The sequence below is a fragment of the Hymenobacter qilianensis genome, assembly GCF_014489555.1.
In the GTDB taxonomy this organism is placed as follows: Bacteria; Bacteroidota; Bacteroidia; order Cytophagales; family Hymenobacteraceae; genus Hymenobacter; species Hymenobacter qilianensis.
This window is the reverse complement of the sequence record NZ_CP060784.1, coordinates 591,330-616,543: the sequence shown is the minus strand read 5'-3', so window position 1 is coordinate 616,543 and position 25,214 is coordinate 591,330. Positions and strand designations below refer to the sequence as shown.

Annotated in this window: 25 protein-coding genes and 1 pseudogene; 15 read left to right on the top strand and 11 right to left on the bottom strand. The window is 54.9% G+C overall.

Going from position 1 to position 25,214, the window contains the following annotated elements; translation table 11 throughout:
* Positions 1-105: 105 nt before the first annotated feature.
* Together H9L05_RS02810 and H9L05_RS02805 are read right to left on the bottom strand one after the other, a co-directional pair.
* Positions 106-1,203 (bottom strand): transposase, encoded by a 1,098-nt coding sequence (locus H9L05_RS02810; protein WP_187732943.1) that lies wholly within the window; start codon positions 1,201-1,203, stop codon positions 106-108.
* Positions 1,204-1,244: 41 nt separating this feature from the next.
* Positions 1,245-1,730, bottom strand: coding sequence for a transposase (locus H9L05_RS02805; RefSeq protein WP_187732942.1), 486 nt, complete (start codon positions 1,728-1,730; stop codon positions 1,245-1,247).
* Positions 1,731-2,011: 281 nt separating this feature from the next.
* Between H9L05_RS02805 and H9L05_RS02800 the strand changes: the two genes are divergently transcribed.
* From H9L05_RS02800 to H9L05_RS02765, 8 genes and pseudogenes are all read left to right on the top strand, one after another.
* The gene (locus H9L05_RS02800; RefSeq protein WP_187732941.1) at positions 2,012-2,335 is read left to right on the top strand and encodes a hypothetical protein; all 324 of its coding nucleotides are present in this window, start codon (positions 2,012-2,014) and stop codon (positions 2,333-2,335) included.
* 822 nt (positions 2,336-3,157) lie between these two features.
* Positions 3,158-3,502: a TonB-dependent receptor plug domain-containing protein gene (locus H9L05_RS24690; protein WP_187732940.1), complete on the top strand. Its 345-nt coding sequence runs from the start codon at positions 3,158-3,160 to the stop codon at positions 3,500-3,502.
* Positions 3,480-6,047: a SusC/RagA family TonB-linked outer membrane protein gene (locus tag H9L05_RS02790; RefSeq protein ID WP_262892676.1), complete on the top strand. Its 2,568-nt coding sequence runs from the start codon at positions 3,480-3,482 to the stop codon at positions 6,045-6,047. The genes H9L05_RS24690 and H9L05_RS02790 overlap by 23 nt, the downstream gene beginning before the upstream one ends.
* A 30-nt stretch (positions 6,048-6,077) precedes the next feature.
* Positions 6,078-6,242: a hypothetical protein gene (locus tag H9L05_RS02785; protein ID WP_187732938.1), complete on the top strand. Its 165-nt coding sequence runs from the start codon at positions 6,078-6,080 to the stop codon at positions 6,240-6,242.
* Between the two features lie 8 nt (positions 6,243-6,250).
* A pseudogene (locus tag H9L05_RS24685) lies at positions 6,251-6,955 on the top strand (SusD/RagB family nutrient-binding outer membrane lipoprotein); the annotation flags it as partial.
* A 155-nt stretch (positions 6,956-7,110) separates the two neighbouring features.
* Positions 7,111-7,596, top strand: a complete 486-nt coding sequence (locus tag H9L05_RS24680) for a SusD/RagB family nutrient-binding outer membrane lipoprotein (RefSeq protein WP_262892613.1) — start codon at positions 7,111-7,113, stop codon at positions 7,594-7,596.
* A gap of 371 nt (positions 7,597-7,967) precedes the next feature.
* Positions 7,968-9,503 (top strand): S10 family peptidase, encoded by a 1,536-nt coding sequence (locus H9L05_RS02770; protein WP_187732935.1) that lies wholly within the window; start codon positions 7,968-7,970, stop codon positions 9,501-9,503.
* Between the two features lie 126 nt (positions 9,504-9,629).
* Entirely contained in the window at positions 9,630-11,231 is a 1,602-nt protein-coding gene (locus H9L05_RS02765) for an amidohydrolase family protein (RefSeq protein ID WP_187732934.1), read from the top strand.
* Positions 11,232-11,574: 343 nt separating this feature from the next.
* Here the strand turns inward: H9L05_RS02765 and H9L05_RS02760 are convergent, their stop codons facing one another.
* The 3 genes from H9L05_RS02760 to H9L05_RS02750 form a co-directional block, all read right to left on the bottom strand.
* Complete coding sequence (locus tag H9L05_RS02760) at positions 11,575-12,666, bottom strand: DegT/DnrJ/EryC1/StrS family aminotransferase (RefSeq protein WP_317175084.1); 1,092 nt, start codon at positions 12,664-12,666, stop codon at positions 11,575-11,577.
* Between the two features lie 189 nt (positions 12,667-12,855).
* Positions 12,856-13,557 (bottom strand): acetyltransferase, encoded by a 702-nt coding sequence (locus H9L05_RS02755; RefSeq protein ID WP_187732933.1) that lies wholly within the window; start codon positions 13,555-13,557, stop codon positions 12,856-12,858.
* A complete protein-coding gene (locus H9L05_RS02750; protein WP_187732932.1) occupies positions 13,554-14,213 on the bottom strand; it encodes a sugar transferase in 660 nt (219 codons plus the stop codon). Before H9L05_RS02750 ends, H9L05_RS02755 begins: the two co-directional genes overlap by 4 nt.
* A 174-nt stretch (positions 14,214-14,387) precedes the next feature.
* Between H9L05_RS02750 and H9L05_RS25745 the strand changes: the two genes are divergently transcribed.
* Both H9L05_RS25745 and H9L05_RS25740 read left to right on the top strand, forming a co-directional pair.
* Positions 14,388-14,849, top strand: coding sequence for a 4-(cytidine 5'-diphospho)-2-C-methyl-D-erythritol kinase (locus tag H9L05_RS25745; RefSeq protein ID WP_317175083.1), 462 nt, complete (start codon positions 14,388-14,390; stop codon positions 14,847-14,849).
* Between the two features lie 17 nt (positions 14,850-14,866).
* On the top strand, positions 14,867-15,199 hold the full coding sequence (locus H9L05_RS25740; RefSeq protein ID WP_317175082.1) for a 4-(cytidine 5'-diphospho)-2-C-methyl-D-erythritol kinase: 333 nt from the start codon (positions 14,867-14,869) through the stop codon (positions 15,197-15,199).
* A gap of 10 nt (positions 15,200-15,209) precedes the next feature.
* On the opposite strand, the gene H9L05_RS02740 is transcribed toward H9L05_RS25740, so the two are convergent.
* From H9L05_RS02740 to tgt, 3 genes are all read right to left on the bottom strand, one after another.
* Positions 15,210-16,112 carry a DMT family transporter gene (locus H9L05_RS02740; RefSeq protein WP_187732931.1) on the bottom strand — a complete coding sequence of 301 codons (903 nt, stop codon included), beginning with the start codon at positions 16,110-16,112 and terminating at the stop codon, positions 15,210-15,212.
* A 44-nt stretch (positions 16,113-16,156) separates the two neighbouring features.
* Positions 16,157-17,233 (bottom strand): LptF/LptG family permease, encoded by a 1,077-nt coding sequence (locus H9L05_RS02735; protein ID WP_187732930.1) that lies wholly within the window; start codon positions 17,231-17,233, stop codon positions 16,157-16,159.
* 82 nt (positions 17,234-17,315) lie between these two features.
* Positions 17,316-18,446: a tRNA guanosine(34) transglycosylase Tgt gene (gene tgt / locus H9L05_RS02730; protein WP_187732929.1), complete on the bottom strand. Its 1,131-nt coding sequence runs from the start codon at positions 18,444-18,446 to the stop codon at positions 17,316-17,318.
* A gap of 167 nt (positions 18,447-18,613) precedes the next feature.
* Between tgt and H9L05_RS02725 the strand changes: the two genes are divergently transcribed.
* From H9L05_RS02725 to rsmG, 3 genes are all read left to right on the top strand, one after another.
* On the top strand, positions 18,614-19,735 hold the full coding sequence (locus H9L05_RS02725) for a glycosyltransferase (RefSeq protein ID WP_187732928.1): 1,122 nt from the start codon (positions 18,614-18,616) through the stop codon (positions 19,733-19,735).
* Positions 19,726-20,349 (top strand): RNA polymerase sigma factor, encoded by a 624-nt coding sequence (locus H9L05_RS02720; RefSeq protein ID WP_084444334.1) that lies wholly within the window; start codon positions 19,726-19,728, stop codon positions 20,347-20,349. Before H9L05_RS02725 ends, H9L05_RS02720 begins: the two co-directional genes overlap by 10 nt.
* A 185-nt stretch (positions 20,350-20,534) precedes the next feature.
* A complete protein-coding gene (gene rsmG, locus H9L05_RS02715; RefSeq protein WP_187732927.1) occupies positions 20,535-21,158 on the top strand; it encodes a 16S rRNA (guanine(527)-N(7))-methyltransferase RsmG in 624 nt (207 codons plus the stop codon).
* A gap of 104 nt (positions 21,159-21,262) precedes the next feature.
* On the opposite strand, the gene H9L05_RS02710 is transcribed toward rsmG, so the two are convergent.
* Positions 21,263-22,165 (bottom strand): YheT family hydrolase, encoded by a 903-nt coding sequence (locus tag H9L05_RS02710; RefSeq protein ID WP_317175081.1) that lies wholly within the window; start codon positions 22,163-22,165, stop codon positions 21,263-21,265.
* Positions 22,166-22,419: 254 nt separating this feature from the next.
* On the opposite strand from H9L05_RS02710, the gene rpsT reads away from it, so the two are divergent.
* Positions 22,420-22,680, top strand: coding sequence for a 30S ribosomal protein S20 (gene rpsT, locus H9L05_RS02705; protein ID WP_084444338.1), 261 nt, complete (start codon positions 22,420-22,422; stop codon positions 22,678-22,680).
* Positions 22,681-22,816: 136 nt separating this feature from the next.
* Here the strand turns inward: rpsT and pyk are convergent, their stop codons facing one another.
* Together pyk and H9L05_RS02695 are read right to left on the bottom strand one after the other, a co-directional pair.
* Positions 22,817-24,256, bottom strand: a complete 1,440-nt coding sequence (gene pyk, locus H9L05_RS02700) for a pyruvate kinase (protein ID WP_187732926.1) — start codon at positions 24,254-24,256, stop codon at positions 22,817-22,819.
* 109 nt (positions 24,257-24,365) lie between these two features.
* The gene (locus tag H9L05_RS02695) at positions 24,366-24,794 is read right to left on the bottom strand and encodes an IPExxxVDY family protein (RefSeq protein ID WP_187310620.1); all 429 of its coding nucleotides are present in this window, start codon (positions 24,792-24,794) and stop codon (positions 24,366-24,368) included.
* 162 nt (positions 24,795-24,956) lie between these two features.
* Here H9L05_RS02695 and H9L05_RS02690 point away from each other — a divergent pair, with 162 nt between their 5' ends.
* On the top strand, positions 24,957-25,193 hold the full coding sequence (locus H9L05_RS02690) for an acyl carrier protein (RefSeq protein WP_073109216.1): 237 nt from the start codon (positions 24,957-24,959) through the stop codon (positions 25,191-25,193).
* Positions 25,194-25,214: the final 21 nt, after the last annotated feature.

The window sequence follows — 25,214 nt, the reverse complement described above, 5'->3', positions numbered from 1 at the left end:
GCTGTTGCAAAATGCTCAGCGGGGAACCTACTAAGTTGTAGTGACAAGGATGAGCGTTCAACAGGCAAATGGCCGGCCCCTCGTTGGCCACGGATGGAAGCTTAACTAACCCGCTCTCAGCATACTGCCAACGTTTGGCACCAAGTACCCAACCTTATCGGACCTCACCAAGCTTTTACAAGTGGTGGAAGGTCGTGGCTGTTGCAGAACTCTGCTTTTTCCGTTGTCCTCGTGTTTAGCTGGCTGGCATTTACGGTAATACCTACGTGTTCGCCGCTGCAACGGGAGGGCACCCGGTGGGGGAGGCGGTTTGGGCAGGGCTACTGCCAGGCTCAGGCACTGGGTAGGCCGGTGCTTGAGCAGCTTCTTCAGGTTGTAGGCGATAGCACTCAGCAACATAGTCTTATGCGCCGCTGCCCGGCTCTTGGTGCCGACCCGTCGCAGCCCGTAGTGCTGCAGCAGGCTCCCAAAAACGGGTTCGACCGTGCGCTGCCGGACCCGACGCATCCGTTGAACTGCCCGACTCTGCTGCCGATGCCAGGCGCGACGATAAGCCGCGTCAAAGGCCGAGCGCACAAACTTCTGTTGGGGCGCTGCCGGCGTACAACGCATCTTTAAGGGGCACTGCTGGCAGTCCTGATAAGCCGCCCGGTAATTCTTGACCCAGTTTCCATCTTGGCTAGTCGCGTAGTTGCGAAAAGGGAGTGACTTGCCCGCTGGACAGCGAAAGGCATCTACTGCCGCCTCATAGCTAAAGCCTTCTGGGGCTGGCTTATAGTGACCAAAAACCGGAATCCAGGGCGTAATAGCCCGCTGTTCGAGGAAGGCATAGTTAAAGCCGTTGGAGTAGCCCGTATCGGCTACGAAGTCGCGCAGCGTTAACTCGTTGGCCACTAGCCGGGTTTGCAGCCGTGGCACCAACTCAGGCAAGTGCGTGCTGTCGCGACGGTCGCCAAAGTCCGCTTGGATGTGGCTAATGCTGCCCCTGGCCGTATCCACGGCCACACTACAGAGGTAATTCAGGGCGCGCGCTTTGCCCGGCTTGACCGAAATACGCGCTTCAGGGTCGGTGGGACTGTAGTGGGTTTTATTGCTCAGCAACTGGGCTTTGGGGTGGCGGGCCCCGAGCCCACCTGGTGCGGCTTGCCGCTTCGCCCGCCGGGTCACCTCGCGGCGCAGCTGGTGAGCGGGGGCCGAGCGCACGGCAACTGCTGGCGCCGGATCCACTTGCTCATCCGCTACCCTCAACGGAGGGACGGCGCTTGCGGGCTTCTCGCGCAGGCTATCGAGGGAAGCGGCAGCTTTGACCGGGCCGAGTCCACGACCTGCGTATCGGCGGCCACGCACTGGGCAAATACGTGGTCAAAGAGGTGCTCGAATACGGCCGCGGGGTACAGCTGACGGGTGCGGCTAATCGTCGAGTGCCAGGGTAATTCTTCGTCGACTTCGTAGCCCAGAAAGTAGAGAATATCCAGGCGCGGCGCGCACTGCTCGATTAAGCGTCGGTCGCTAAGGATATTTTCCAGGCGTCCGACCAGCACGAGCTTGAAGAACACGACCGGGTCGAGCGAGGGCTGGCCCGTGTGGCTGTAGACGGGCCGGATCTGCAGGCGCAGAAAATCCCAGTTTACCCTGTCGCGTAAGCGACGATATAAATTCTGCGTCGGCACCCGTTCCGAAAGGCGAAAGTGCGTGCTGACTTTATCGTGGAACTGTTTCTGGCCCTGCATCCACTGTATACGAGCACCCTATTCCTCAGATACTTCTGCAACAGCCACGGTCGTTTACAACACGTAAAAGGAGTAATAGCTCCGCTACCAATCTTATAAACTCCGTTTATTCCATTTACCGATAGCCTTCGCTTATTGGGCCCTATCGCCTAGTGAGGAGCTGAGGGAATAGGATAATGCCTCGGCCACTCAGACCAACAGACATAGAACCGTCGTTGACGGGCTTATACCCGGAGCCAAGTACCCACACGGCTGTCTATCTTGTCGACTGAGAAACCCTAATGAAACAACCAGAAAAAGTGCTCATGCGCAACGCCCTTCCCCGACTCGTGCTGCTAACTTTGCTGGCCGCTAGCTGCCACCGACAAGAACAGCCCGAGGAGGCATGTGAAAACTTTCAGGTGGGGGGTGTCTTCTTCCAAGGCGAACGGGTCCGGGTAGCGTTTAACTCGACGATCATTTATACTGACTCCTTTCCGGAAAAGCCGCGGCTCTTACTGGAGCGATTCTGTCTAGCGTATACGGATACCTTTACCGTGCAGGTGCGTATTACCAAAGCCGATGAAGTGGTGCTCGACACGGCCCTGGTGGGATATGCCCAGTAGGGGAATCATATCTTGTTTGTGCCCAGAGCCACCCCTCGAGAGCTGATGGCGTATCAAGGCTTAAACAGGGAGCAGCAAGAGGCTCTCTATAATAAAACGCCGAAGGATTCCCTGCGCTGAACGGCCACTCTACAGCCAGGGCTCATTCTGACGGACTAGGGAAGGACGACTGTTGACTACTTCGCGCGAGCGGATGAGGTGTAAAATTACCTTTTGCGGTAGGGTCCGATAAGCTTCTGTGGTTGTTGCAGAACTCCCTGCAGGGAACCTACTAGATCACCTCGACGACAAGGAGCATGTAAATAGGCTGAGCTGCCGGAATGGCCTCAAATGCCGGCCCACTTCAGATCGAACTAGGGATAGCGCATCAAAAAGCATGAACCAGTGGGGCTCAGTATGCCCCGAACGCCTATCCGGCGCTACCCCTCACTAGTCGCTTCACCTGACTGCCCCACGCTCTCTTAGAATCGCTCACGCCTCAGCCCGGAGGGCAAACAGCTAGAGGTTCAGGGCAGCAGGCTGGAAGCATAGATCTTATTTATATAGCGTATTTTCTCATTTATATCCCTTAATCCTATATCTTCCCTCCAAGAACCTAACCTGAATTTTATGATGAGAAGACATCTACTCTTGGTTTTTCTGTTCTTCAGCGTTTGCCGTCTGGCACTAGCCCAAGACAAAGAAATTACCGGCACCGTTGTTTCCAAGGAAGACAACTCCCCATGCCGGGTGTCACGCTGGTGATCGAAGGCACCACGAGAGGCACTCAAACCGACGTGGGGGCAAATTCAGCTTGCAGGCCCCGAGGGCGCCACGCTGGTTGTGTCCTTTATTGGCTTTTTGACGCAGAAAATACCCGTCACGCAGCAGAGCATGTACAATATCGCCATTGCCCAGGATTCGAAGCTGCTCTCGGAAGTGGTGGTTACTTCCTTCGGCATTGAACGGGACAAGAAATCGCTGGGGTACGGGGTGAGTGGGGTCAGCGCCGAGCAGATCACCAAGGCCCCCGTAGCCGATGTGACCAATGCGCTGGCGGGCAAAGTGGCCGGGGTGCAGATCTCCGGTACCGGGGGGGGCTGGCCAGCTCCAACATCACCATTCGGGCTTTTCCAGTATTACGGGCAGCAATCAGCCCTTGTTCGTGATCGATGGCGTGCCCATTGATAACAGCGGGGGCGCCAACAGTGTGAACTCCGGGGTAGCGACCTCCAACCGGGCGGCGGATATCAACCCGGACGATATCGAAAGCATCAGCGTGCTGAAAGGCGCCGCAGCCACCGTGCTCTACGGGTCGCGGGCGGCGTCCGGTGTTATCCTTATTACCACCAAAAAAGGGAAGGCGGGTACCAAGAACCTGATTACCTTTTCCTCCAACTACGGCGCCGGGCGGATAAACCGGTTTCCTGACTTTCAGAATGAGTACGCCCAGGGCAACAACGGCACCTACGCTAACAATGTCCCCGGCTCGTGGGGGCCGCGCATCACCGGGCAGACCGTCACCAACTGGTTTGGGGAGGAAGAGGTGCTGCAAGCCTACCCGAATAATGTGCGCGACATTCTGCAGACCTCGGCCTTTCTGCAGAATAACCTGAGCTTCTCCGGGGCGAGCGACAAAAGCAACTACCGCATCTCCTACGGCAACACCTATGAAACGGGGCTGGTCCCGGGCAATGAGCTGAAGCGAAACTCCTTCAACATCAACCTGGGCACGAGCTTAACGGACAAGCTGACAGTCAACACCTCCATCAACTACATCAACAACCGCTCGGAGCGCACCCAGGCCGGCAACCAAGGCTCCAATCCCCTCTGGCGCGGCATCTATACGCCCCGCAGCTATAACCTGTCGGGTTTGCCCTACCAGGATGAGCTGGGCAACCAACGCTGGTTTGCTGCCGAGGATCAACCCTACTGGGCCATCGAGCACGTGACCTACTCGGACGAGACGAACAGGGTATTCGGTAACGTGAACCTGGCTTATGACTTTACGGACTGGCTGCGGGCCGACTTCCGCATTGGAGGCGACGTGTTTTCTACGCGTAGCAAAGGCTTTGACGACAAAGGCATCCGAAGCAACGGCAACACCAACTCGGCCGGCGCCGGAGGCATACGGGACGCCGAACTCTTTTCCCGCGACATTAACTCCTACCTCACGGTAACGGGCAACCGCAACCTCGGGGAAAACTTCCGCCTCACAGCCACCTTGGGCAACGAGGTGATATCCAACTACAGCAGCACGATAAACGCCGTTGGTCTGGGTATCGTGGTGCCGGGGTTTGATAACCTAAAGAACTTCCTGTCTTATAACCCTTCCGGCAGCATCACGGAACGGAGGCTGATGGGTTTCTTCGGTGACTTTATTCTGGATTACAAAAACTTCCTCACCCTGAACATCAAAGGCAGAAACGACTTTTCCTCGACCCTAACCAAGGACAACCGCTCTATCTTCTATCCGGCGGTAGCGGTGAGCTTTGTGCCGACCGATGCCTTTCCCCAGTTGAAAGGAAACATCCTGTCCTCCGCGAAGATTCGGGCCAACGTGGGCGAAGTGGGCAAGGGGGCCGCCGTGTACAGCACCAGCACCTACTGGGGCCAGGCCAGCGCCGCCGATGGCTGGGGCTCCACCACGGTTAACTTTCCTTTTAATGGCTTAGCTGGTTATACCTACAACAATTCCGCCGGCAATCCGAACATTAAGCCGGAGTTTACGCGGGAGATTGAACTCGGCACGGAGTTGAGCTTCTTCAAGGAGCGCTTGTACCTCGATGCCTCGGTGTACCAGAGAGACACCCGCAACCTAATCTTCGCCGTGCCCGTGCCGGCGACCTCTGGCTTTACCAGCTCCATCACCAACGCCGGCAAGCTGTCGACCAAAGGGCTGGAGGTGCTGCTGTCGGGCAGCCCGATTAAAATGGCGAATTTCCAGTGGGAGTCTATTCTCAACTTCACCACCTTCCGCACCGTGGTCGAGGAGCTGGCCCCGGGCGTGGAAAGACTGACCATTGGGGGCTTTACGTCCCCGAACACCCAGGCCGTGGCCGGCCAGCAGTACGGCCTGATCTACTCGACCGACTACCTTAAGGACGAGCAGGGAAGACTCCGGATTGGGGCCAATGGGCTGCCGCTGACGGCGCCCGGCGTATCGGCAATTGGTAACCCGAATCCGCGGTTTACCATGGGCCTGACCAATACCTTCAGCTACAAAGGCTTGAGCCTGTCCTTCCTGCTCGACTGGAAATACAAAGGCGATATCCTGTCCCGCACGGTGGGTGATTTACGGATTCAGGGGGTGGCGGCGGAAACGGCCGAGTCCCCCCGCTTTAACGCCGATGGCACCCCGAACAAGCCCTATCTGTTCGAAGGGGTGTTGGCTGATGGCCGCCCCAACGATGTGTACGTGACGGCTCAGGACTACTGGGGCCTGCGCGGCAAGTATGTCGCCTGGGCCGGCTACGTACACGATGCCTCGTTTGTGAAGCTGCGCGAGGCGAACCTGAGCTATAGCCTGCCCCAGCCGCTGCTGTCCAAAGTAGGCTTTATCGATGCGCTTCAGGTATCGCTGTACGGCCGCAACCTGTTTGTGCATGCGCCGAACTATCCGCACCTCGATCCGGAGCAGAACTTGCAAGGAGTGAGCAACTCCCGCGGGCTGGAGTTTGGTATTCAGCCAGTAGCCCGGACAGTCGGGGCCAGCTTACGGGCTACCTTCTAACTTTTCCTTTCCTGCAGTTACCGCACACTCATGAAATACCCTAAAATCCTATCCATCGCGCTGGTGTCGGCCGGGTTGATTTTCCCCTCGTGTGACAGCTTTTTCGACGTAAACGATGACCCGAACAACATCACAGTAGCCCGTGCTACCGAGATACTTCCGGCCGCCACTACCAATATTGGCTTCATGGGGTAAGCGATTTGATGCGCTACAGCAACCTGATCATGCAGCAGTTTTCTGCGCAGGGGCCGGTATTGAATAACACCTTCACCAACTACGAGCGCTACTCCATCAGCGACTCAGATGTAAACAATACATGGAACTCTATTTTTGCGGGTATTCTCGCCGATCTGGAGCAGCTGATTAAAGTATCCACGGAGAATGGCAGCCCCCACTACACCGGGGTCGCTAAAATCCTGAAAGCCTATACCTACCAGGTAACGGTGGATGCTTGGGGCGATGTGCCGTACACCGAAGGGCTTAAATTTGGGGAGGTCCAATACCCGAAGTACGATGACGACGCCGTCATTTACCCCCAGCTGATTGCTCTCCTCGATGAAGGCATCGCGGATCTGAATGCGCCGACCTCGCTGCTGGAGCCCAACAGCTTTACTACCATCTATGCCGCCCCAACTTGGGCGGCCTCCAAAGTAAAATGGGAGCGGCTGGCCAATACGCTGAAGCTGCGGATGTTTTTGCACTACAGTGAGTCTGATCCGGCCTTTGCCTCCCAGCAGATCAGGGCTCTCATCAGCAGTGGCGCAGAGTTTATGAAGGCCAATGACGACAACTTCCAGATGATGTTCCTGAACCAGGCGCAGCGGCAAAACCCACTGGCGAGCATAGAGGGGGGACAGTTCAGGGATCAGTTTTTCCCCAACCGCTTTCTGGTGGACCTGATGAATACCAAGGAAGACCCCGGCGGACGGCCTATTTCATCCCCTTCCCGTTCAACTCCACCTCGTATAAGGGCTCTTCCATTCTGGACGCCACGCCGTCAGCGCTATATTCGCGGCTGCACAGCTACCTCAAGGGCACTGCCTCGGCCGTCAACCCCGCGGGCGTGCTCGCGAACGGAAGCATACAGGGCACGGCCATCACCTACGGCGGCGACGCGCCCTCCCGGCTGCTGCTCTACTCCGAGTACAACTTTATCAGAGCCGAAGCCGCGTTACGCTTCGGGGCTCCCGGCGACGCCGAAACATTCTTCCGCGAAGGAATCCGGGCTTCCATGAGTAGTGCCGGAACAACACCGGCCGCCATTACGGCTTATCTGGCTGCGAATGGCACCCTGGCCGGCACGCAGGCGGCGAGGCTGGAGCAGATCATCAACCAGAAATACATTGCCAATTTCGGCGTGGTGATGGAAAACTGGACCGACTGGAGAAGAACAGGTTACCCCAATATTAAACCCATCCCGACACCCGTGGCCGTTTGGAATGGCGTACCCAGGTCGCTGTTCTATCCGTTCAACGAGGTAAGCAGCAATCCCAATATCAAGCAAAAAGCAACCTTGCTGGAAAGAGTATTCTGGGACACGCGGCCATAGAAATTCAGGAGCGCATCACGCTGCAAGCGGTTATGCGCTTCTGATGACCGCCCACCGCAAACGCACCGCTTTCTAGTTCTTCACAGTAAGTATCTGCCGATATTTCCTCAAGCCATTGGCTAGGGTATGTGGCCACACGCGGCAGCTCCTTGCTGATGTGGCAGAATTTGCCCCCAGCCAGTATAATTTAACCCAGGGGTAGAATTTGCCCCCCAGTCGGTTGTTCAACGAGCCGCCGTGGCGCGGCGCTACCCGAGTCAGGAATTGCAATAGGGTGGAAGTTCGCGCTGGAAACTAACATGCTGACGTTGTAAACGAAAACAGAAAGCTAACCTGAACATAATAACTAGTTCTGGCTCAAAGACTAAAAAATGAAACGACTCTTATCCTTATTCCTTCTACTATCAGTTGCTTTGACCCCCGTAGCGGCACAGAAGCTGGCCCTGAAACTGGACTCGACTGTAGTCACCAAACACGAGGTGACGGTAAAAGGCAAACGTATTCCGTACACCACCACCGCCGGCACCCAACCCGTTTGGGATGAGAAGGGCAAGCCGGTAGCTGGGCTATTCTACACCTACTACGAGCGCTCTGATGTGAAGGACAAGGCGAACCGGCCACTGGTTATTTCCTTCAACGGCGGCCCTGGTTCCGCCTCGGTGTGGATGCACATTGCCTATACCGGGCCCCGGCTGCTTAACATTGATAAGGAAGGATACCCCTTGCAGCCGTACGGGATAAAGGAGAACCCACACTCCATTCTGGATGTAGCCGACATCGTGTATGTAAACCCGGTAAACACCGGGCTCTCCCGAGCGGTCGATACGCTGAAGGCAGAGGCGGTTGCCAAGCGGTTTTTTGGCGTCAATGCCGACATTAAGTACCTGGCCGGCTGGATCAACACCTTTGTTAGCCGCAAAAAACGGTGGGCTTCGCCAAAGTATCTGATTGGCGAGAGCTATGGTACCACCCGGGTCTCGGGGCTGGCCCTGGAACTGCAGAATGCCCACTGGATGTATCTGAACGGGGTGATTCTGGTGTCGCCCACCGAGTTGGGCATCAAGCGCGAAGGCCCGGTAGCCGCCGCCAACATGTTGCCGTATTATGCCGCAACTGCCTGGCATCATAAGGTACTGGCGTCCGATCTGCAACAGAAAGATTTGACGGCTATGCTGCCTGAAGTAGAGGAATTCACGATTAACGAGCTGATTCCGGCTATTACCAGAGGATGGAGCCTCGGAGACCAGAAGAAAAAAGAAATTGCCGGCAAAATGGCCCACTACTCCGGCTTATCAGCAGAGGTAATTCTACAGCAAAATCTGAACGTGCCGCCAGCTTTTTTCTGGAAAGAGCTGCTGCGTAAGGAAGGCTACACCATTGGCCGACTCGACTCCCGCTACATCGGAATTGATAAGCAGGAGATAGGCTTGCAGCCGGATTATGCGCCGGAGCTTACTTCGTGGCTGCACTCCTTTACCCCAGCCATCAACATGTACATAAGCGAGGAGTTGAAATACAAGACCGACATAAAATACAATATGTTCGGGCCGGTGCGCCCCTGGGACAACAGCGACGATAACACCGGTGACAACCTGCGGCAGGCCATGGCTCAGAATCCGAACCTGCATCTGATGGTACAGTCGGGCTACTACGATGGAGCCTGCGACTACTTCAATGCCAAATACAACATGTGGCAACTGGACCCCAGCGGTAAAATGAAGGACCGCATGAGCTTCAAAGGCTACCGCAGCGGGCACATGATGTACCTGCGCAGCGAAGATCTGGCCACCTCCAACGAGGATATCCGGGAGTTTATCCGGGCTTCTTTACCGAAGCCCGGCCAGCCGGCCCAGTATACCCGCAAGAAAGTGGAGGGAGGAAAGCCAACAGGGCAAACAAACAGATAACCGGCTGCACATTGCGCTACCTATCCGTTTTGATTTACGCTAGCCAGAACCTTAGCCGCATTATCGCCCCATTCAAAGCTCTGTTTCCGCTAGGAGGCAGAGCTTTGTATTAAAAGCAACATCCGCATGAAGTCGCACAAAACACTTTTTCTGCTGCTGTGCCTGCTGGCTCAATTACGCCTAGCCGCGCAGCCGCAGCCCGCAGCGGTGCCCAACCGGCAGGAGGGGGAAGGTCCGTGGCCGCAGCTTATCATCAGGGGTGTTATTCTGATTAACAGCACGGGTTCGCCGCCCCTGGGCCCGGTAGATATTGTGGTGGAAAACAACCGCATTACTGATGTCCGGGTGGTGGGCACCACGGCCCTGCCCATAGATGCCACAAAACGCCCCCCACTGAAGCTAGGCGGCAAGGAACTGGACGCATCGGGTATGTACCTGATGCCGGGCTTCGTGGATACCCATGCCCATATTGGCAACAACAATGGCTCCGATGCCAGCTATGTCTATAAGCTTTGGATGGCGCACGGCGTAACTACCATTCGGGAGCCATCGGCGGGTAATGGCCTGGCTTGGACGCTGGAGCAGAAAAAGAAAAGCGCCCAGAACGCGATTACTGCCCCGCGCATACGGGCCTATACCCGGTTTGGCATGGGCAGCAAACAACCCATTGCCACGCCCCAGCAGGCCCGCGAATGGGTAAGGCAGAACGCCAAAGCCGGCGCAGATGGGATTAAGTTCTTTGGGGCCGCCCCGGAAATCATGCAGGCTGCCGCCGAGGAAAACAAGAAGCTGGGCCTGAAATCGGCTATCCACCATTCGCAGACGGATGTAGGTCGCTGGAATGCGATGCACAGTGCCAAAGCTGGCATCAGCTCGTTGGAGCACTGGTATGGCCTGCCCGAAGCCATGTTCACGGACCGTACGGTGCAGCATTACTCCCTGGACTACAACTATACCAACGAGCAGAACCGTTTCGAGGAAGCCGGCACCTTGTGGAAACAAACTGCCGCGCCTTTCTCCGCGAAATGGAATAAGGTGATGAATGAGCTGATTGCGTTGAACTTTACCCTTTGCCCAACCTTTAATATTTATGAGGCCAACCGAGACCTGATGAGGGCCCGCACCGCCGAGTGGCACCAGGACTACACCATGCCCGAACTCTGGAAGTTTTACACCCCCAGCTGGAATGCGCACGGCTCTTACTGGCACTCTTGGGGCACGGAGCAGGAGGTGCAGTGGAGAGAAAACTTCAGGTTGTGGATGGCTTTTATCAATGAGTATAAAAACCGTGGTGGCAGGGTTACAGTAGGTACCGATTCGGGTTTTATTTATGAGCTGTTTGGGTTTGCATATCCTCGCGAGATGGAGCTGCTACGTGAGGCAGGATTTCACCCGCTGGAGGTTATAAAAGCTGCCACCCTGAACGGAGCGGAGCTGTTAGGCATGGAAAAGGAAATTGGGAGTGTAGAGATCGGGAAGCTGGCTGATTTTGTAATTGTGGAGGAGAATCCGCTCAAGGACTTCAAAGTTTTATATGGTACCGGGACCATCAGACTGGCAGAAAACAACCAGGTGAGTAGGGTAGGGGGAGTAAAGTACACCATCAAGGATGGCATTATCTACGATGCAAAAGATCTGCTTGCCCAGGTGAAAAAAATGGTTGAAGAAGAGAAAGCTAAAACAGGCTTTCAGATTACTCAACCCGGTGTAGCGCCTCACAAACATTAACCTGAATCAAGCCTTATCGGGGTATGGCCCTGCTAAATGTCGCACGTTACCCGCCAGCAGCTACTTCCATTCGCTCGCACTCTTTGCCCGAGCCAGGCGGTCGGGTGGAAAGTAGGTAAAAGCTAGGGGCGGCGGCTACTCATACGCTAGGCGCTCTCCCCGGAAAAATTGCTTAACGTAATCGAATCTATAGCTGCTAACTATAAAAGATAAATGATTTTCCCTCTGTAATTGCCCCTGCTTTTTATAACTCTATTAGGTTGGTTACCAATCATTAAGATAGGCTAATCAATACCAACCGCCTCCCGCACGGCTCCTGCTACACGCCGCAAATCCTCGTCCGTCATGGCGGAGCCGGAGGGTAGGCATAGGCCGCGGTCAAACAGATCCTCGCAGACACTGCCGCCGTATTGGGGGCATTTTGGAAGAGGGGCTGCAGATGCAGGGGTTTCCAGAGGGGGCGGGCTTCGATGTTGCGCGTTTCGAGGTGTAGGCGGACCTGCTCGGGCGTAACGCTGGTGTGAGTGGGATTGAGGAGGACGGTAGTGAGCCAGCGGTTGGAGCGGCTGCCGGCGGGCTCCTGGGGGGCAAATTGCAGGGCCGGCAAGTCGGCGAGGTGGCGCTGATACCAAGCGTAAATCTCGCGCCGCTTTTTCACGCGGTCGTCCAGCAGCTCCATCTGGCCCCGCCCGATGCCCGCCAGAATATTACTCAGGCGGTAGTTGTAGCCAGTGGCGGAATGTTGGTAGTGGGGAGCCGGATCTTTGGCTTGGGTAGCCAAAAACCGGGCTTGCTGGGCTAAGTCGGCGTTATTGGTAACAAGCGCGCCGCCGCCGCTGGTAGTCAGAATCTTGTTTCCGTTAAACGAGAAAACACCCACTGCCCCAAACGTACCCAGCGGCCGCTTGTCGTAGCAGGAACCCAATGCTTCGGCAGCGTCTTCGAGTACCGGGATGTTGAACTCGTCGGCTATGGCCAGAATCTCACGCAGCTGGGCCGGCATGCCGTATAAGTGAACCAGCAGCAGCGCTTTGGGGGGCTTTTTGCCTAGTCGCAGGCGGTCTTCAATAGCTTCGCGCAAGTGCACCGGGCACATATTCCAGGTTTGCGGCTCACTGTCAATGAATATTGGAGTGGCCCCCGAGTATACAATGGGGTTGGCGGTGGCTACGAAGGTGAAAGAGGAGCAAAGCACTTCGTCGCCGGTGCCTACACCCAACAATATCAGGCCGAGGTGAATTGCGGCCGTGCCTGAGTTGAGCGCTACGCAATGCGATGCGCCGGTATGCTGGCAGATATCAGCCTCAAAACCAGTGATATTGGGCCCCGTTGGGGCTACCCAGTTATCCTCAATAGCCTTGTGCACATAGTTCAGCTCGTGACGACCAAGGTGGGGCGGGGAAAGAAAAATACGGTCGTGATCTTGGCTGCGCATAGGGTGACAACGGCGGAAATTAATGTAATGATAGAGCTCAGCTGAAGTTCAAACGACAGTCATGCCGAGCACCGCGAAGCATGTCGCGTACTGACCCAGGATTTGCAACCTAGTAAACACGCGAGATGCTTCGCTGCCGCTCTGCATGACGTTCGTTTCTGTATGCGGGCCGAGTTATTTAGTAAGCACTCAAACAGAGTGCCTCTTAATCACGGAGGCCGGAACACCAACGGCAGTGCAGCTGGGGGGCAAATCGCGGACAGCTACTGCTCCAGCCCCGATTATGGCGTGGGCACCCACACGCACCCGGTCGATAACGGTGGCATTGGTACCCAAATAAACGCCCGTTTCCAGGTAAGTTGCCCCGCCAATGTTAGCGTGCGGCATGAGCGAACAAAAATCGCCTAATACGGCATCGTGGCCAATGGTGCAGCCGAGATTGAGAAGCACGTGCTTGCCCAACACAATATCACAAGTGAGAATGCAGCCCTGGCTGATAATGCAGCCTACGCCTACCTCAACCTGTTGGTAAGGCTCACGGGCGACCGCCGGGTGAACGAGCGTAGCGAAGGAGAGTTGTGACGATGTAAGCCTTTCTACCACGTTGGCCCGGCTCCGGCTGTTTCCAACAGCTATCGTCACGTGCAGCGGCTCGGTTACGGCATTCAGGTCGGTGGCGGTACCTAAGTACGGTACTCCATGAATGGAATTTGCCGGAGGGCGCACGTCGTCGTAGAACCCGGTAATGTGCCAGGTGGGCTCGTATGCGTTGATCTGATGAATCAGCATCAGCACTTCGCGGCCTAGCCCACCGGCACCGAAAATAGCCAAAGGACGCGTAATGGGATGCTGGTCAGTTTCTTCGTATTCAGAGAAAAAAAGCTTGGTCATGAGGCTGAATTGTCGGCAACGGTGGGAGCGGGGGAGCCACGGAAGGCTTCGGTGGTGGCTTGACCGGGAGCATTAATGCCTTGAGCACCAAGCACCCGACGCACAGTGCGCGCTAAAATAAGCAGGTCCAAGCGCCAAGATACGCGTTCAACGTACCATACGTCGTAAACGAATTTCTGCTCCCAGCTGATCGTGTTGCGCCCGTTTACTTGGGCCCAGCCCGTCAGGCCGGGGCGCACGCTGTGGCGCCGGGCCTGCTCGGGTGAGTACAACGGCAGATAATCCGGCAGCAGCGGCCGCGGGCCAACCAGGCTCAGGTCGCCGCGCAGCACATTCCAAAGCTGGGGCAGCTCATCCATGGAAGTAGCGCGCAGCCAGCGGCCTAGGCGCGGCAGCCGAGCGGCATCGGGCAGAAGCTGGCCGTGAGCGTCGCGCTGGCTGGTCATGGTCTGGAGTTTATACAGCCAAAAAAGCCCCCCACCCAAGCCGGGGCGCTGCTGCCGGAAGAGAAATGGCCCCCCGTTCTGCACGGCCAAAAAGCCCCCCGCCAGCAGCAGCAGCGGCAGCGCGGTCAGCAGCAGCGGCGCGGCCAGCACCACATCGAGCAGGCGCTTGCCCCAGGCTTGGTACCAATCGGTGGGCGGCGGGTGAGGCATAGAAGAAGGAGTTGAGCTAAGGCAAATTTATTGTTTTCTGGGGCGTTCGTAGCGTAAGCTTTCGTGGTTTAAAGTAGGTTTGGGCCTTGGCTTATTTCCTGCCAACGATTCGAAAGCGCTAAAGCTTTTCCAACAAACTGATGAACCCGGCAGTCAACGCCAACGCTACTCTCTATGCTCGTTTTTCCGAATGCTAAGCTCAACCTTGGCCTATACATCACTGGCCTGCGCCCCGACGGCTTTCGCGACCTCGAATCGGTATTCGTGCCGCTGCCATGGAGCGACGCGTTGGAAGTGCTGCCTGCCGAATCGGATTCGCTGGCGCTGACTGGCATTCCCATTCCGGGCGAGCCTCACACCAACCTGTGCTGGCGGGCTTACGAGTTGCTGCGGGCCGATTTCAATTTGTCCCCCGTGCAGATGCATTTGCATAAAATAGTGCCCATTGGCGCTGGTTTAGGTGGCGGCTCGGCCGATGCAGCCTTCGCGCTGCGGGCGCTGAACGAGTTGTTTGAGTTGAAAATGCCCCCGCAAAGCTGGAAGATTACGCCCGGCGCCTCGGCAGCGACTGTGCTTTCTTCATTCAAAACAAACCCGTATTTGCCCACGAAAAAGGCGACGTATTCGCGCCGATAAGTCTAAGCTTGGCGGGTGTGGCCTGCAAGGTTATCTACCCAAATCTGCACATCAGCACGGCCGAAGCTTACGCCCGTGTAACCCCCCGAACGCCGCGCCACGATTTGCGCACGAGTCTGGCGCGGCCCATGGAAACGTGGCGCGATACCGTTAGCAACGATTTTGAGGATGCCCTAACCCCGCATTATCCGGTATTGGGCGAGCTGAAGGCGGCATTGTACGAGGCCGGTGCTGCTTACGCTAGCCTGTCAGGCTCGGGCTCGGCGGTGTATGGGCTGTTTCCGGGTAAAGAAATGCCCCCCAGCATGCCCGTTGCGTCCGATTATCTGGTGTGGAGCGGGGTGTTGTAAAAACCTGGATCTACACGACGGTAACTGGTCGCTGGCGCCGCTGATTCCACTGGTCGAGCACGGGATGAATCAGGACGCTGAACAGAATGACGAGCGTACCCAGATAAAAGCCCCCCGACATCCTTTCTTCCGACCCAAAAATGATAACGGCCAGCACGATGCCGTACACGGGCTCCAGGTTGGTAGTCAGGTTGATAACGAAAGCCGATAGGCGCTTCATCAGCTCAATTGAAGCCGAGAAAGCATACACGGTGCATACGCCAGCCAGCACCAGCAGCCACAGCCAATCCCAGGAAACCAGGGCCAGCTGCAAGCCAGCGCCTTCGGTAAAGTACAAACTGTAAATCGGGAAGAACAGCACGATGGATAAGCAGGCGCCCATCATCTCATAAAACGTCAGGCGCAGGGGCGAGTGCTGCTTTACCAGCTTGACATTAAGCACACTAAACAACGCCGACAAGCCCGCCGAGAGAATAGCAACAGCCAACCCCAGAAGCTGATCGAACTCGGCCTGCGACACCAGATACAGGCCCACCATCGTCAGCAAACCCAGAAAAACCTCGTAGCCACGTATGCGGCGCCACAGCAATAGGGGCTCCAGCAGCGAGGTCCAGAGCGCCAGCGTAGCCATGCCCGCCAGGCACACGCTCACAGACGAAAGGCGGGCGGCGAGGAAAAAGGTAATCCAGTGCACGGCCACCAACGAGCCCACACTAAGCAGCCGTACGACCTGACCGAGTGGTATGCGCACGCTTTGCTTTTTAAGGGTAAGCAACAGCCCTAAGCCCGTGGTAGCCAGCAGCGTACGCCAGAAAACCAACTCCACCGGCGGCACTGATATAAGCTTCCCCAGAATAGCCGTGAAGCCCCACAGCAAAACAATAAAGTGTAGGCGCAGGTAATCTTTGAGCATAGGTTGGGGGGCTTTTTTATCGGGAGGCGGTAATAAACGCCTGTTTATTTGGGCACCAATCGATACAAAACAAAGCCGATTACGGTGAACACCATGCTGGGAATCCAGGCGGCCAGTAACGGCGATAACGAGCCTACCGCCGCCAGATTGCGGCTCAGAATCACGAAGATGATAAAGATGAAAGCCAGCACAAAGCCCAGCGCAATTTTGCCCCCCACGCCGCTGCGCGACTTGCCCGCGCTCAGAATAACGCCGATAACGGTAAGTATGAGAATGGCAAAAGGATACGCGTAACGCTCGTATTTCTCGCTCAGATAGGTCTGGGTGTCGCTGGCGCCGCGGTCTATTTTCTGCTGAATAAAGCGATTCAACTCGGGCAGCGTAAGCGTTTCGGCCAGACGGTAGGTGCTGGCAAAATCCTTGGGATACAGGTTGAGCGTGGTGTCGCGGGCGGGATAAGACTTGAGACTTTCATTCTGCCCGCTGAAGGTGCGCACCAATTGGGGCGAGAGGCGCCAGGCGCGTTTCACCGAGTCCCAGGTAATGGCGTCGGCGGTGAGGCGGCGCTTGAGCGTGGTGCCCTCAATATCCTCCAAGGCGAAGCGGTAGCCGATATTATTGGTGTTGTCGTAGCTTTCCATGTAGGCGTAGCTGCGCGGCCCTACTTTGATATGCACGTTGCGCTGGTCGAAGCGAAATTGCCGCTTCGTGTACTTGCGCTCAAATTCTACCCGCGTCTTGCTGGTAATCGGAATCACCCAGCCGATCAGCCCAAACGTGGCCACGCCGATAATAATGCCCCCCATCACGTAGGGCACCAGCAGGCGAGGAAAACTGATACCACTGGCCAGAATCGCCACAATCTCGGTGCGCGACGCGAGCTGCGCCGTCACAAAAACGACGGCAATAAAGACCGTAATGGGCGAAAGAAGATTGGCGAAATAAGGAAACAGATTGACGTAGTAATCCAGGATAATCGTCTTGGCCGGCAGATTATGCTTGATAAAATCGTCGTTCTTCTCGGTGAAGTCAATCACACAAATTACAGCCACCAACATCACCACCGTGAACAGAAACGCGGTCAGGAATTTTTTGAGGATGTACTTATCGAGGAGTTTCACGGATCAATCAATTAACATTTAGCAATGAACAGGAACAGTGATGAATTAGAACGGTATTGCTCACTGTTAAATGCTAATTGAATTAGAGGCGGGTCATTACTTGTTTCACCATCTTCTCTTTCCACTCCCGGAAGGTGCCGGCGATGATATGGGCTCGCGCCTGCTTCACCAGCCAGAGGTAGAACGTAAGGTTGTGAATAGACGCAATCTGCGGACCCAGCATTTCCTGGCTTTGGAATAAATGCCGAACGTAAGCGCGCGTATAAAACGTACTTACGTAGCCCCCAAGTTCGGCATCAATCGGCTCAAAGTCGGTGGCCCACTTCTTATTGGTGATGTTGATGATGCCCTGCGTGGTAAACAGCATGCCGTTGCGGGCGTTGCGCGTAGGCATCACACAGTCAAACATATCCACGCCCAGCGCAATGTTCTCCAGAATATTGGCCGGCGTACCTACGCCCATCAGGTAGCGCGGCTTGTCGGGGGGCAAAATATCGCAGACCAGCTCGGTCATCTCATACATCAGCTCGGCCGGCTCGCCCACGCTCAGGCCGCCGATGGCGTTGCCTTCGCGCTGCTGCTCAGCTATAAACTCCGCTGACTTGATGCGCAAATCTTTGAAGGTGCTGCCCTGCACAATGGGAAAAAGCGTCTGCTCGTAGCCGTAGTGGCCCTCGGTGCTGTCGAAGCGCTGAATGCAGCGCGTGAGCCAGCGGTGCGTCATATCCAGGGAGCGGCGAGCGTAGTCGTACTCGCAGGGCCACGGCGTGCACTCGTCGAAGGCCATGATAATATCGGCCCCAATCGTACGCTGAATGTCCATCACGCCCTCTGGCGAAAACAAATGCTGGGAGCCATCAATATGGGAGCGAAACTTGACGCCCTCTTCCTTGATCTTGCGTGTGTTGCTCAGGGAATACACTTGGTAGCCGCCGCTATCGGTGAGGATGGGCCGGTCCCAGCCGTTGAACTTGTGCAGGCCACCAGCTTGGCGCAGGATGTCGAGGCCGGGTCGCAGGTACAGATGGTAGGTATTGCCGAGGATAATCTGGGCTTGCACGTCGTTGGTGAGGTCACGCTGCTGCACGGCTTTCACGGTGCCAGCCGTGCCAACGGGCATAAAGATGGGCGTCTCGATGGCGCCGTGGGCAGTATGTACCACGCCGGCGCGGGCTTTGGTCTGCGGATCGTGGGCTACTAAATCGAAGGTCATTTAGAAAGGAGCTAGAAGCGAGGAGTTAGGAGGTAGAAGCCGGAGATTGGTCGCCAGTATTCTTTCTGGCTCCTAACTCCTCGCTTCCAGCTCCTAACTCCTGACTACAAAGGTAGCCCGCTGCCCGTGATTAATACCTAATTTTGCCCCCCACTGACCCCCGCGCCTTGTCACTGCCTTTTTCGCCCGCGGTTTGGCTGCTGCTGGCATGCGCGCTGGTTCAGCTCTATTACGCCGGCTATTATTTTCTGCCTTTCACCCGCCGCCCTATTGCAAGTGGACCGGCCGAGGATGCCGAGCCGGTTTCGGTGGTGGTATGTGCTCACAATGAGCTGAAAAACCTACGCCATCTGCTGCCGCTTTTAGTACAGCAAGAATATCCGGCAGGCTTCGAGATAATCGTAGTTGACGACCGCTCCAACGACGGTACCGCCGGCTTAATTCAGCAATTCACCCAGCTTTATCCGCACATACGACTCGTGTCGGTACTGACCACGCCTGCCGACCTGTCGCCGAAGAAATATGCTCTTACACTGGGTATTAAAGTTGCCCGCTACGAACACCTGCTTTTTACCGACGCTGACTGCTGGCCGGCTACAAATCATTGGATTAGCGCTATGCAACAAGGCTTTGCTGAGCCCGCCGACCTAGTACTCGGCTATTCAGCGTATGCGCCGGCGCCGGGCTTTCTGAATAAGCTGATTCGGTTTGAAACCTTGCTGACCGGCGCACAGTATCTGTCGTTCGCGTGGCGAGGGAATCCCTATATGGGAGTAGGGCGAAATCTGGCTTACACCAAAAGCTGTTTTCAGGCTACCAAAGGATTTGCGTCGCACTTGCGGCGCCTGGGCGGTGACGACGACTTGCTGGTGCAGGACGCCGTGGCTCAAGGGCAGCGAGTGGCCGTGCAGACGCGGCCAGAAGCCCAAACCGTGAGTTGGCCGGCCCAGACATGGGCGGCGTGGTGGCGGCAAAAGCGGCGTCATTTGTCGGCCGGGCCACGCTACTCATGGAAAGATAAGGTCCGAATTGGAACGTTTATTGGTACTAATCTACTTTTTTATTTCACAGCAACTTTGCTCGTATTTTCCCGGCCCGATTGGATACCTTTGGCCGTCATATGGGCAGTGCGCACGGGGGCGATGAGCGCAACCTACGCTCAGCTCGGCCGTCATTTAGCCGACCGTCTGCCTTTTTGGCTGTTACCAGTTCTGGACGCAGTTTATTTTTTAAATTATCTCGCTCTGGGAATTTCACTGTTCCTCTACCGCACCCTCCGATGGAAGTAAACAACCAGGAAATACAGAAACAATTCTCCGCCAAAGCCAAGCATGACTTCAAGCTAATTCGAGCCGCCGTTGAGCAGGGCGACGAAAAAGCCTACGCCGAGCTGATGCAGATTTACAAGAAGCCTGTGTACCACGTAGTGCTAAAGATGGTACGCAACCCCGACGACGCCGAGGACTTAACCATCGAGGCATTCGCCAAAGCATTCCGCAACCTGCACAAGTTTAACCCGGAGTACGCCTTCAGTACCTGGCTGTTCCGCATAGCCACCAACAACTGCATCGACTTTATTCGCAAGAATAAGATCAAGACGATGTCCATCGACTCGGCCATCAAGATTGACAACGGCGACGAAATCACCATCGACTTCCGCGACCAGAACCTGAACCCGCAGGAGTCGGCCATTAAGAACCAGAAAATCGAAATCATGCAGCACGTGGTGTCACGGCTGCCCGATAAATATCAGCGCCTCGTAACGTTGCGCTACTTCGATGAGCTGAGCTACGAAGAAATTGCCACCGAGCTAAAAGCCCCGCTCGGCACCGTGAAAGCCCAGCTACACCGCGCCCGCGAGCTGCTGTATGACATGGTGAAGAACAAGAAGCACATCATTTAGTAAAAAAAAGCCCCCAGAGTAATTCTGGGGGCTTTTTTATTGTATCCGGGTGATCCTACGACTCTAAAGTTGTAATACCACTATCGTTGTTGCTGTTTGCTTAAGTGTGCGTCGTTTAACAATAGTGGTACTACGACCAAAAAAGTCGTAGTACCACACGTGCCATCATTGTAGTTTTGCCCCCTATGGACCTGATTAACCATTATTTTCCGCACCTTACCGACCAGCAGCGGCAGCGTTTTCAGCAACTCGAAGTCGAGTTCAGGAGCTGGAATGAGCGCCTGAATCTGGTAGCGCGCACGGATGTAGCGAACTTAGAAGAGCGACACTTGCTGCACTCCTTGGGTATTGCGAAAGTGGTAGAGTTTGCGCCTGGTAGCTCAGTTCTGGACGTGGGCACTGGTGGTGGTCTGCCGGGCTTGCCGCTAGCCATCTTATTTCCTGAAGTGAAATTTCACCTCGTTGATAGCATTGGCAAGAAGATTCACGCCGTGCAGGAAATGGCGCTGGCTTTGCATCTGAACAACGTCACAGCAGAGCAAACCCGCGCTGAACAGGTACGCCATAAATTTGACCACGTGGTGAGCCGGGCCGTAGCTCGCCTCTCCACCTTTCACACCTGGATTGCGCAGCGCTACAAGCGCACCGGCGACGCTACCAGTGGCCTGTACTATCTAAAAGGCGGCGATTTGACAGAAGAAATAGCCGAAGCAGGCCTGCCTGCCACATTATTTGATCTGAGCGACTATTTCGCGGAAGAGTTTTTCGAGACGAAGAAAGTTGTTTTCGTGCCCGCAACTACTGTATAGGTGTATGGCACTTCATCTTGCTTAAGCTGGCACTTCCGCAGTCAAAAATTCAATAGCGCGTCGCTCCGAATAGTAGTTGCCATCCGGAGTACCCTCGGGGAACCCTACGTGGCCACCCTCGCGGGGCGTTTCCAAAAACACGAATTGACTATTTGCGGCCGCGTCGCGGGGGAAGCAGGCGGGGGCAAAAATGGGTCGTTTTCGGCGTTCACAATAAGGGTAGGCACTCGAATATGCTCGATATAGCGGCCTGAACTGGAGTGCTCATAGTAATCGTCGGCCGATTTGAATCCATGCATAGGAGCCGTGAAGCGGTCATCAAACTGCACAAAGTCGCGTAACTCCTCCAAGTTTTCAATATCCACTTGTCCCGGCAGTAATTCAGCCTTTTGGCGCATCTTAGCTCGCAACGTTTTTAAAAATCGGTTTAGATACACTCGGTTTTCGGGGCGGGCGATATGCTGAGAGCTAGACTTTAGATCAGTTGGCACCGAAAACACAGCAGCGCGCTGTACCTGAGCAGGTACACGATCAGCCTTTTCTCCAAGATATTTTAGGGTTACATTGCCGCCAGCAGAGAAGCCCGTGAGATACACCCGGCTGTAATGGCCAACGCCCAAGGCATAGCGCACCACAAAATCAAGATCGTCGGTGTCGCCGAGGTGGTAGGAGCGGAGCAGTCGGTTCATCTCGCCGCTACAGCTACGGTAATTCCACGCTAAGGCATCGAAACCAGCACGGTTGAGAGCACGCACCATTCCACGCACATAAGGCCGGCCAGCGTCGCCCTCGAGCCCATGCGAGACGATAGTCAACGTGTCAGCCGCTTTCCCTTCCGCTACTCTCGACCAGTCAAGGTCCAAGAAGTCACCATCGTCGGTTTCCACCCGTTCGCGCTGATAGCGTACATCGGGCACCGTGCGCCACAGACTGGGCACAATGGTCTGCAAATGGCCGTTAAACATGTAAAACGGCGGCTGATAGCGCGAGTGTTGAATAAGCGGCATGACCAAAAAGTTATAGAATGGCGTTTGCCCGGCGGTGTTACTCTAAAATAGACAAAATCCACTTCTTAAAATATAATTGAAAGAAAAAGTTCGTCATGCATACCATTATGATCCGGCAGGGCACGTTTTGTGTATTGCGGATACTCCAATACACAGAGAAAGTGAGAGGGGGTATTTGGTATTTATATCAAAAGCCTTACCTTTGCCACCCGAACTGAAATTTAAATCGAGCAGAACGTCACTATTTCCATACCATGGCGAATCATAAATCGGCCCTCAAGCGCATCCGTTCCAACGAAGCCAAGCGCGTGTTGAACCGTTACCAGGCCAAATCTACCCGCACCGCTATCAAGAAGCTGCGCGCTGCCACCGATGCTACCGAAGCACAAGAGCTGCTGAAGAAAGTATCGTCGATGCTGGATCGTCTGGCCAAGAAGAACATCATTCACAAGAACAAGGCGGCTAACAACAAGTCGAGCCTGACCAAGTTCGTGAACTCGCTGGCTGCCGCTTAATTTAGTTAAGAGGCTTTCTGCTCTTTTATAGAAAAGGCCCTGCGCGCAAGTGCAGGGCCTTTTCATGTTTCTATTAAGCTAAGCTATAAACGGAAGCTGAGATGGTGCGCTCAGCTTCCGTTTTTGCTTTCCTAGTTTAGGCCACGCTCACCTTCACCATGTTTGTTTTGCCTTTCTCGTTGATAGGCATAGAAGCAGTATTAATAAATACATCCCCTGGCTTAAGGTTACCAGTAGTGGTGAGGACGTACTTAATGTCAGAAACGGTATTATCGGTGCTCACCATACGGTCGTAGTAGAAAGCGCGTACGCCCCACACCAGACTTAAGACCGTCAGCAGGTCGCGTGTGTCGGTGAAGACGAAAATATCGGCTTTAGGACGGTATTTGGCGATTTGGAAAGCCGTGTAGCCGCGGTGGGTCAGACCGGTGATGGCACTGGCTTTCGTATTGCGGGCCAGGTGAACAGCCGCTGACAGGACGCTGTCAACCATAAAGGACGGTGCGGCTGGGTCGATAGGATGGAAGCGGTGGAAAATATTGTGAGCATGAGTTTCAACACTCCGAACGGTATTCACCATCGATCGGATAACCTCCACCGGATATTCACCAACAGCTGTTTCAGCGGATAGCATAAGGGCATCAGCTCCATCGAGCACAGCGTTGGCCACGTCATTGGTTTCCGCACGCGTTGGGCGAGGGTTAGTAATCATACTCTCCATCATCTGAGTAGCTACGATGACTGGCTTACCGAGCTTATTGCACTTCTCAATAATCATCTTCTGCGCCAGCGGCACCTCGCCACCATTGATTTCCACACCAAGGTCACCACGGGCTACCATAACAGCATCTGTCAGCGCAATGATCTCGTCGATGTTGCGTAGGGCCTCCGGTGTTTCGATTTTCGCAACCACGCGCGTCTGCTTACCACTTTCTGCAATCAACGACTTAATAAAGCGGATATCCTCGGCCCGACGTGCGAATGAAAGGGCAACCCAATCCACATCGTGCTCCAGCCCGAATTTCAAGTCCTCGATGTCCTTCTCAGTCATCGAAGGCGCTGATACGTCCGAGTCAGGCAGGTTAATCCCTTTGCGCGGCTTCACAAGGCCTCCGTATACTACTTCCACATCTACCTCCTGCTCACGGTCGGTAGCTAGCACGCGCAGTTCAATTTTGCCGTCGTCAATCAGAATCATATCGCCAGGCTTCACATCGCGAGCCAGACCCATATAAATAGTGCTTAAGCGCGTAGCTGTGCTGATTTCTTTTTCTCCGCACACCAGCTTAATCTTATCGCCAGGCTTTATCTCAACACCGCCACCTTCTACGTCGCCAAGACGAATTTTGGGGCCCTGTAAGTCTTGCAGTAAGCCCACATTTGTGCGTATATCCTTGTTCAGGCGACGCACATTGTTGATTACCGCCAGATGATCCTCGTAAGCGCCGTGCGAGAAGTTGAGGCGAAACACGTCCACACCCTCACGGATGAGCGTACCCAAGCGTTCGTAAGAGCTAGAGGCGGGGCCAACAGTGGCCACAATTTTGGTTTTATTGAAATGCGGACGAGGTTCCATAAGCAGGTAGCACCAAGCTCCAGCTTGGTGAATCGTTAAACAGTAAGTTGGGGGCAATTTGAATGATGTTTGTGAGCAAGACACCAAGCTGGAGCTTGGTGTTACTTATTCAAAACAGCAGGTTTTCTTTAAACTTCAATTCATTAGGATCGAACTGACATACGTACTGAACAGCAGGTAAGGCCGTAAGCTGCTCTATCAATTCGCTGGCTGCCAAGGCGCCCGAACCATTGCTAACCTGCAGCAGATAATCGTACTCCTTAATATCGGGAGCAAGAAAAGGCTTTTTCAATGGCGATGGGTCCACGGAGCGGTTGCGCAGCAGGCGCAAAGTAAGCGTTTCAGTGGCGTACAAATAATTGCTGATAACTAAACGGCCCTTTGTTAGCAGGTCATATATCAGGTCTTGCTGCTTCACCAAGCGCAACCGTAGGGCCTGATTCAGCGTCCAGGCCAAGGTATGTTCCCGGCTCGATGAAACGAGGCCAAACAGTTCAAAATCACAGTCATACTCAACGTCCAGCGTTAGCATTTTCATAGGGTGCTTGCGGGCTTAAGCAGAACAAAACAACGGACTGCAGAGGCCAATGGGAACTGGCTCGGCCGTAATCTTGTACCTGCAAGATTAGGGGTGGTTGGTTTGACAATGTTAGGGAAGTTAGTGTTATTTGTGCCGAGTTTTCTCTAAACCCCCACGGAAATGTCTGAAATTGCAGAAAAAGTAAAAGCCATTATCATTGACAAGCTTGGCGTTGAAGCCTCGGAAGTAACTCCAGAAGCTAGCTTCACCAACGATCTGGGCGCTGATTCGCTCGATACTGTCGAATTGATTATGGAGTTCGAAAAAGAATTCAACGTGTCTATCCCCGACGATCAGGCCGAGAACATCGCCACCGTGGGTCAAGCTATCAGCTACCTCGAGGAGCACGCCAAATAACCTGACGGCTTTGTAGCTGTT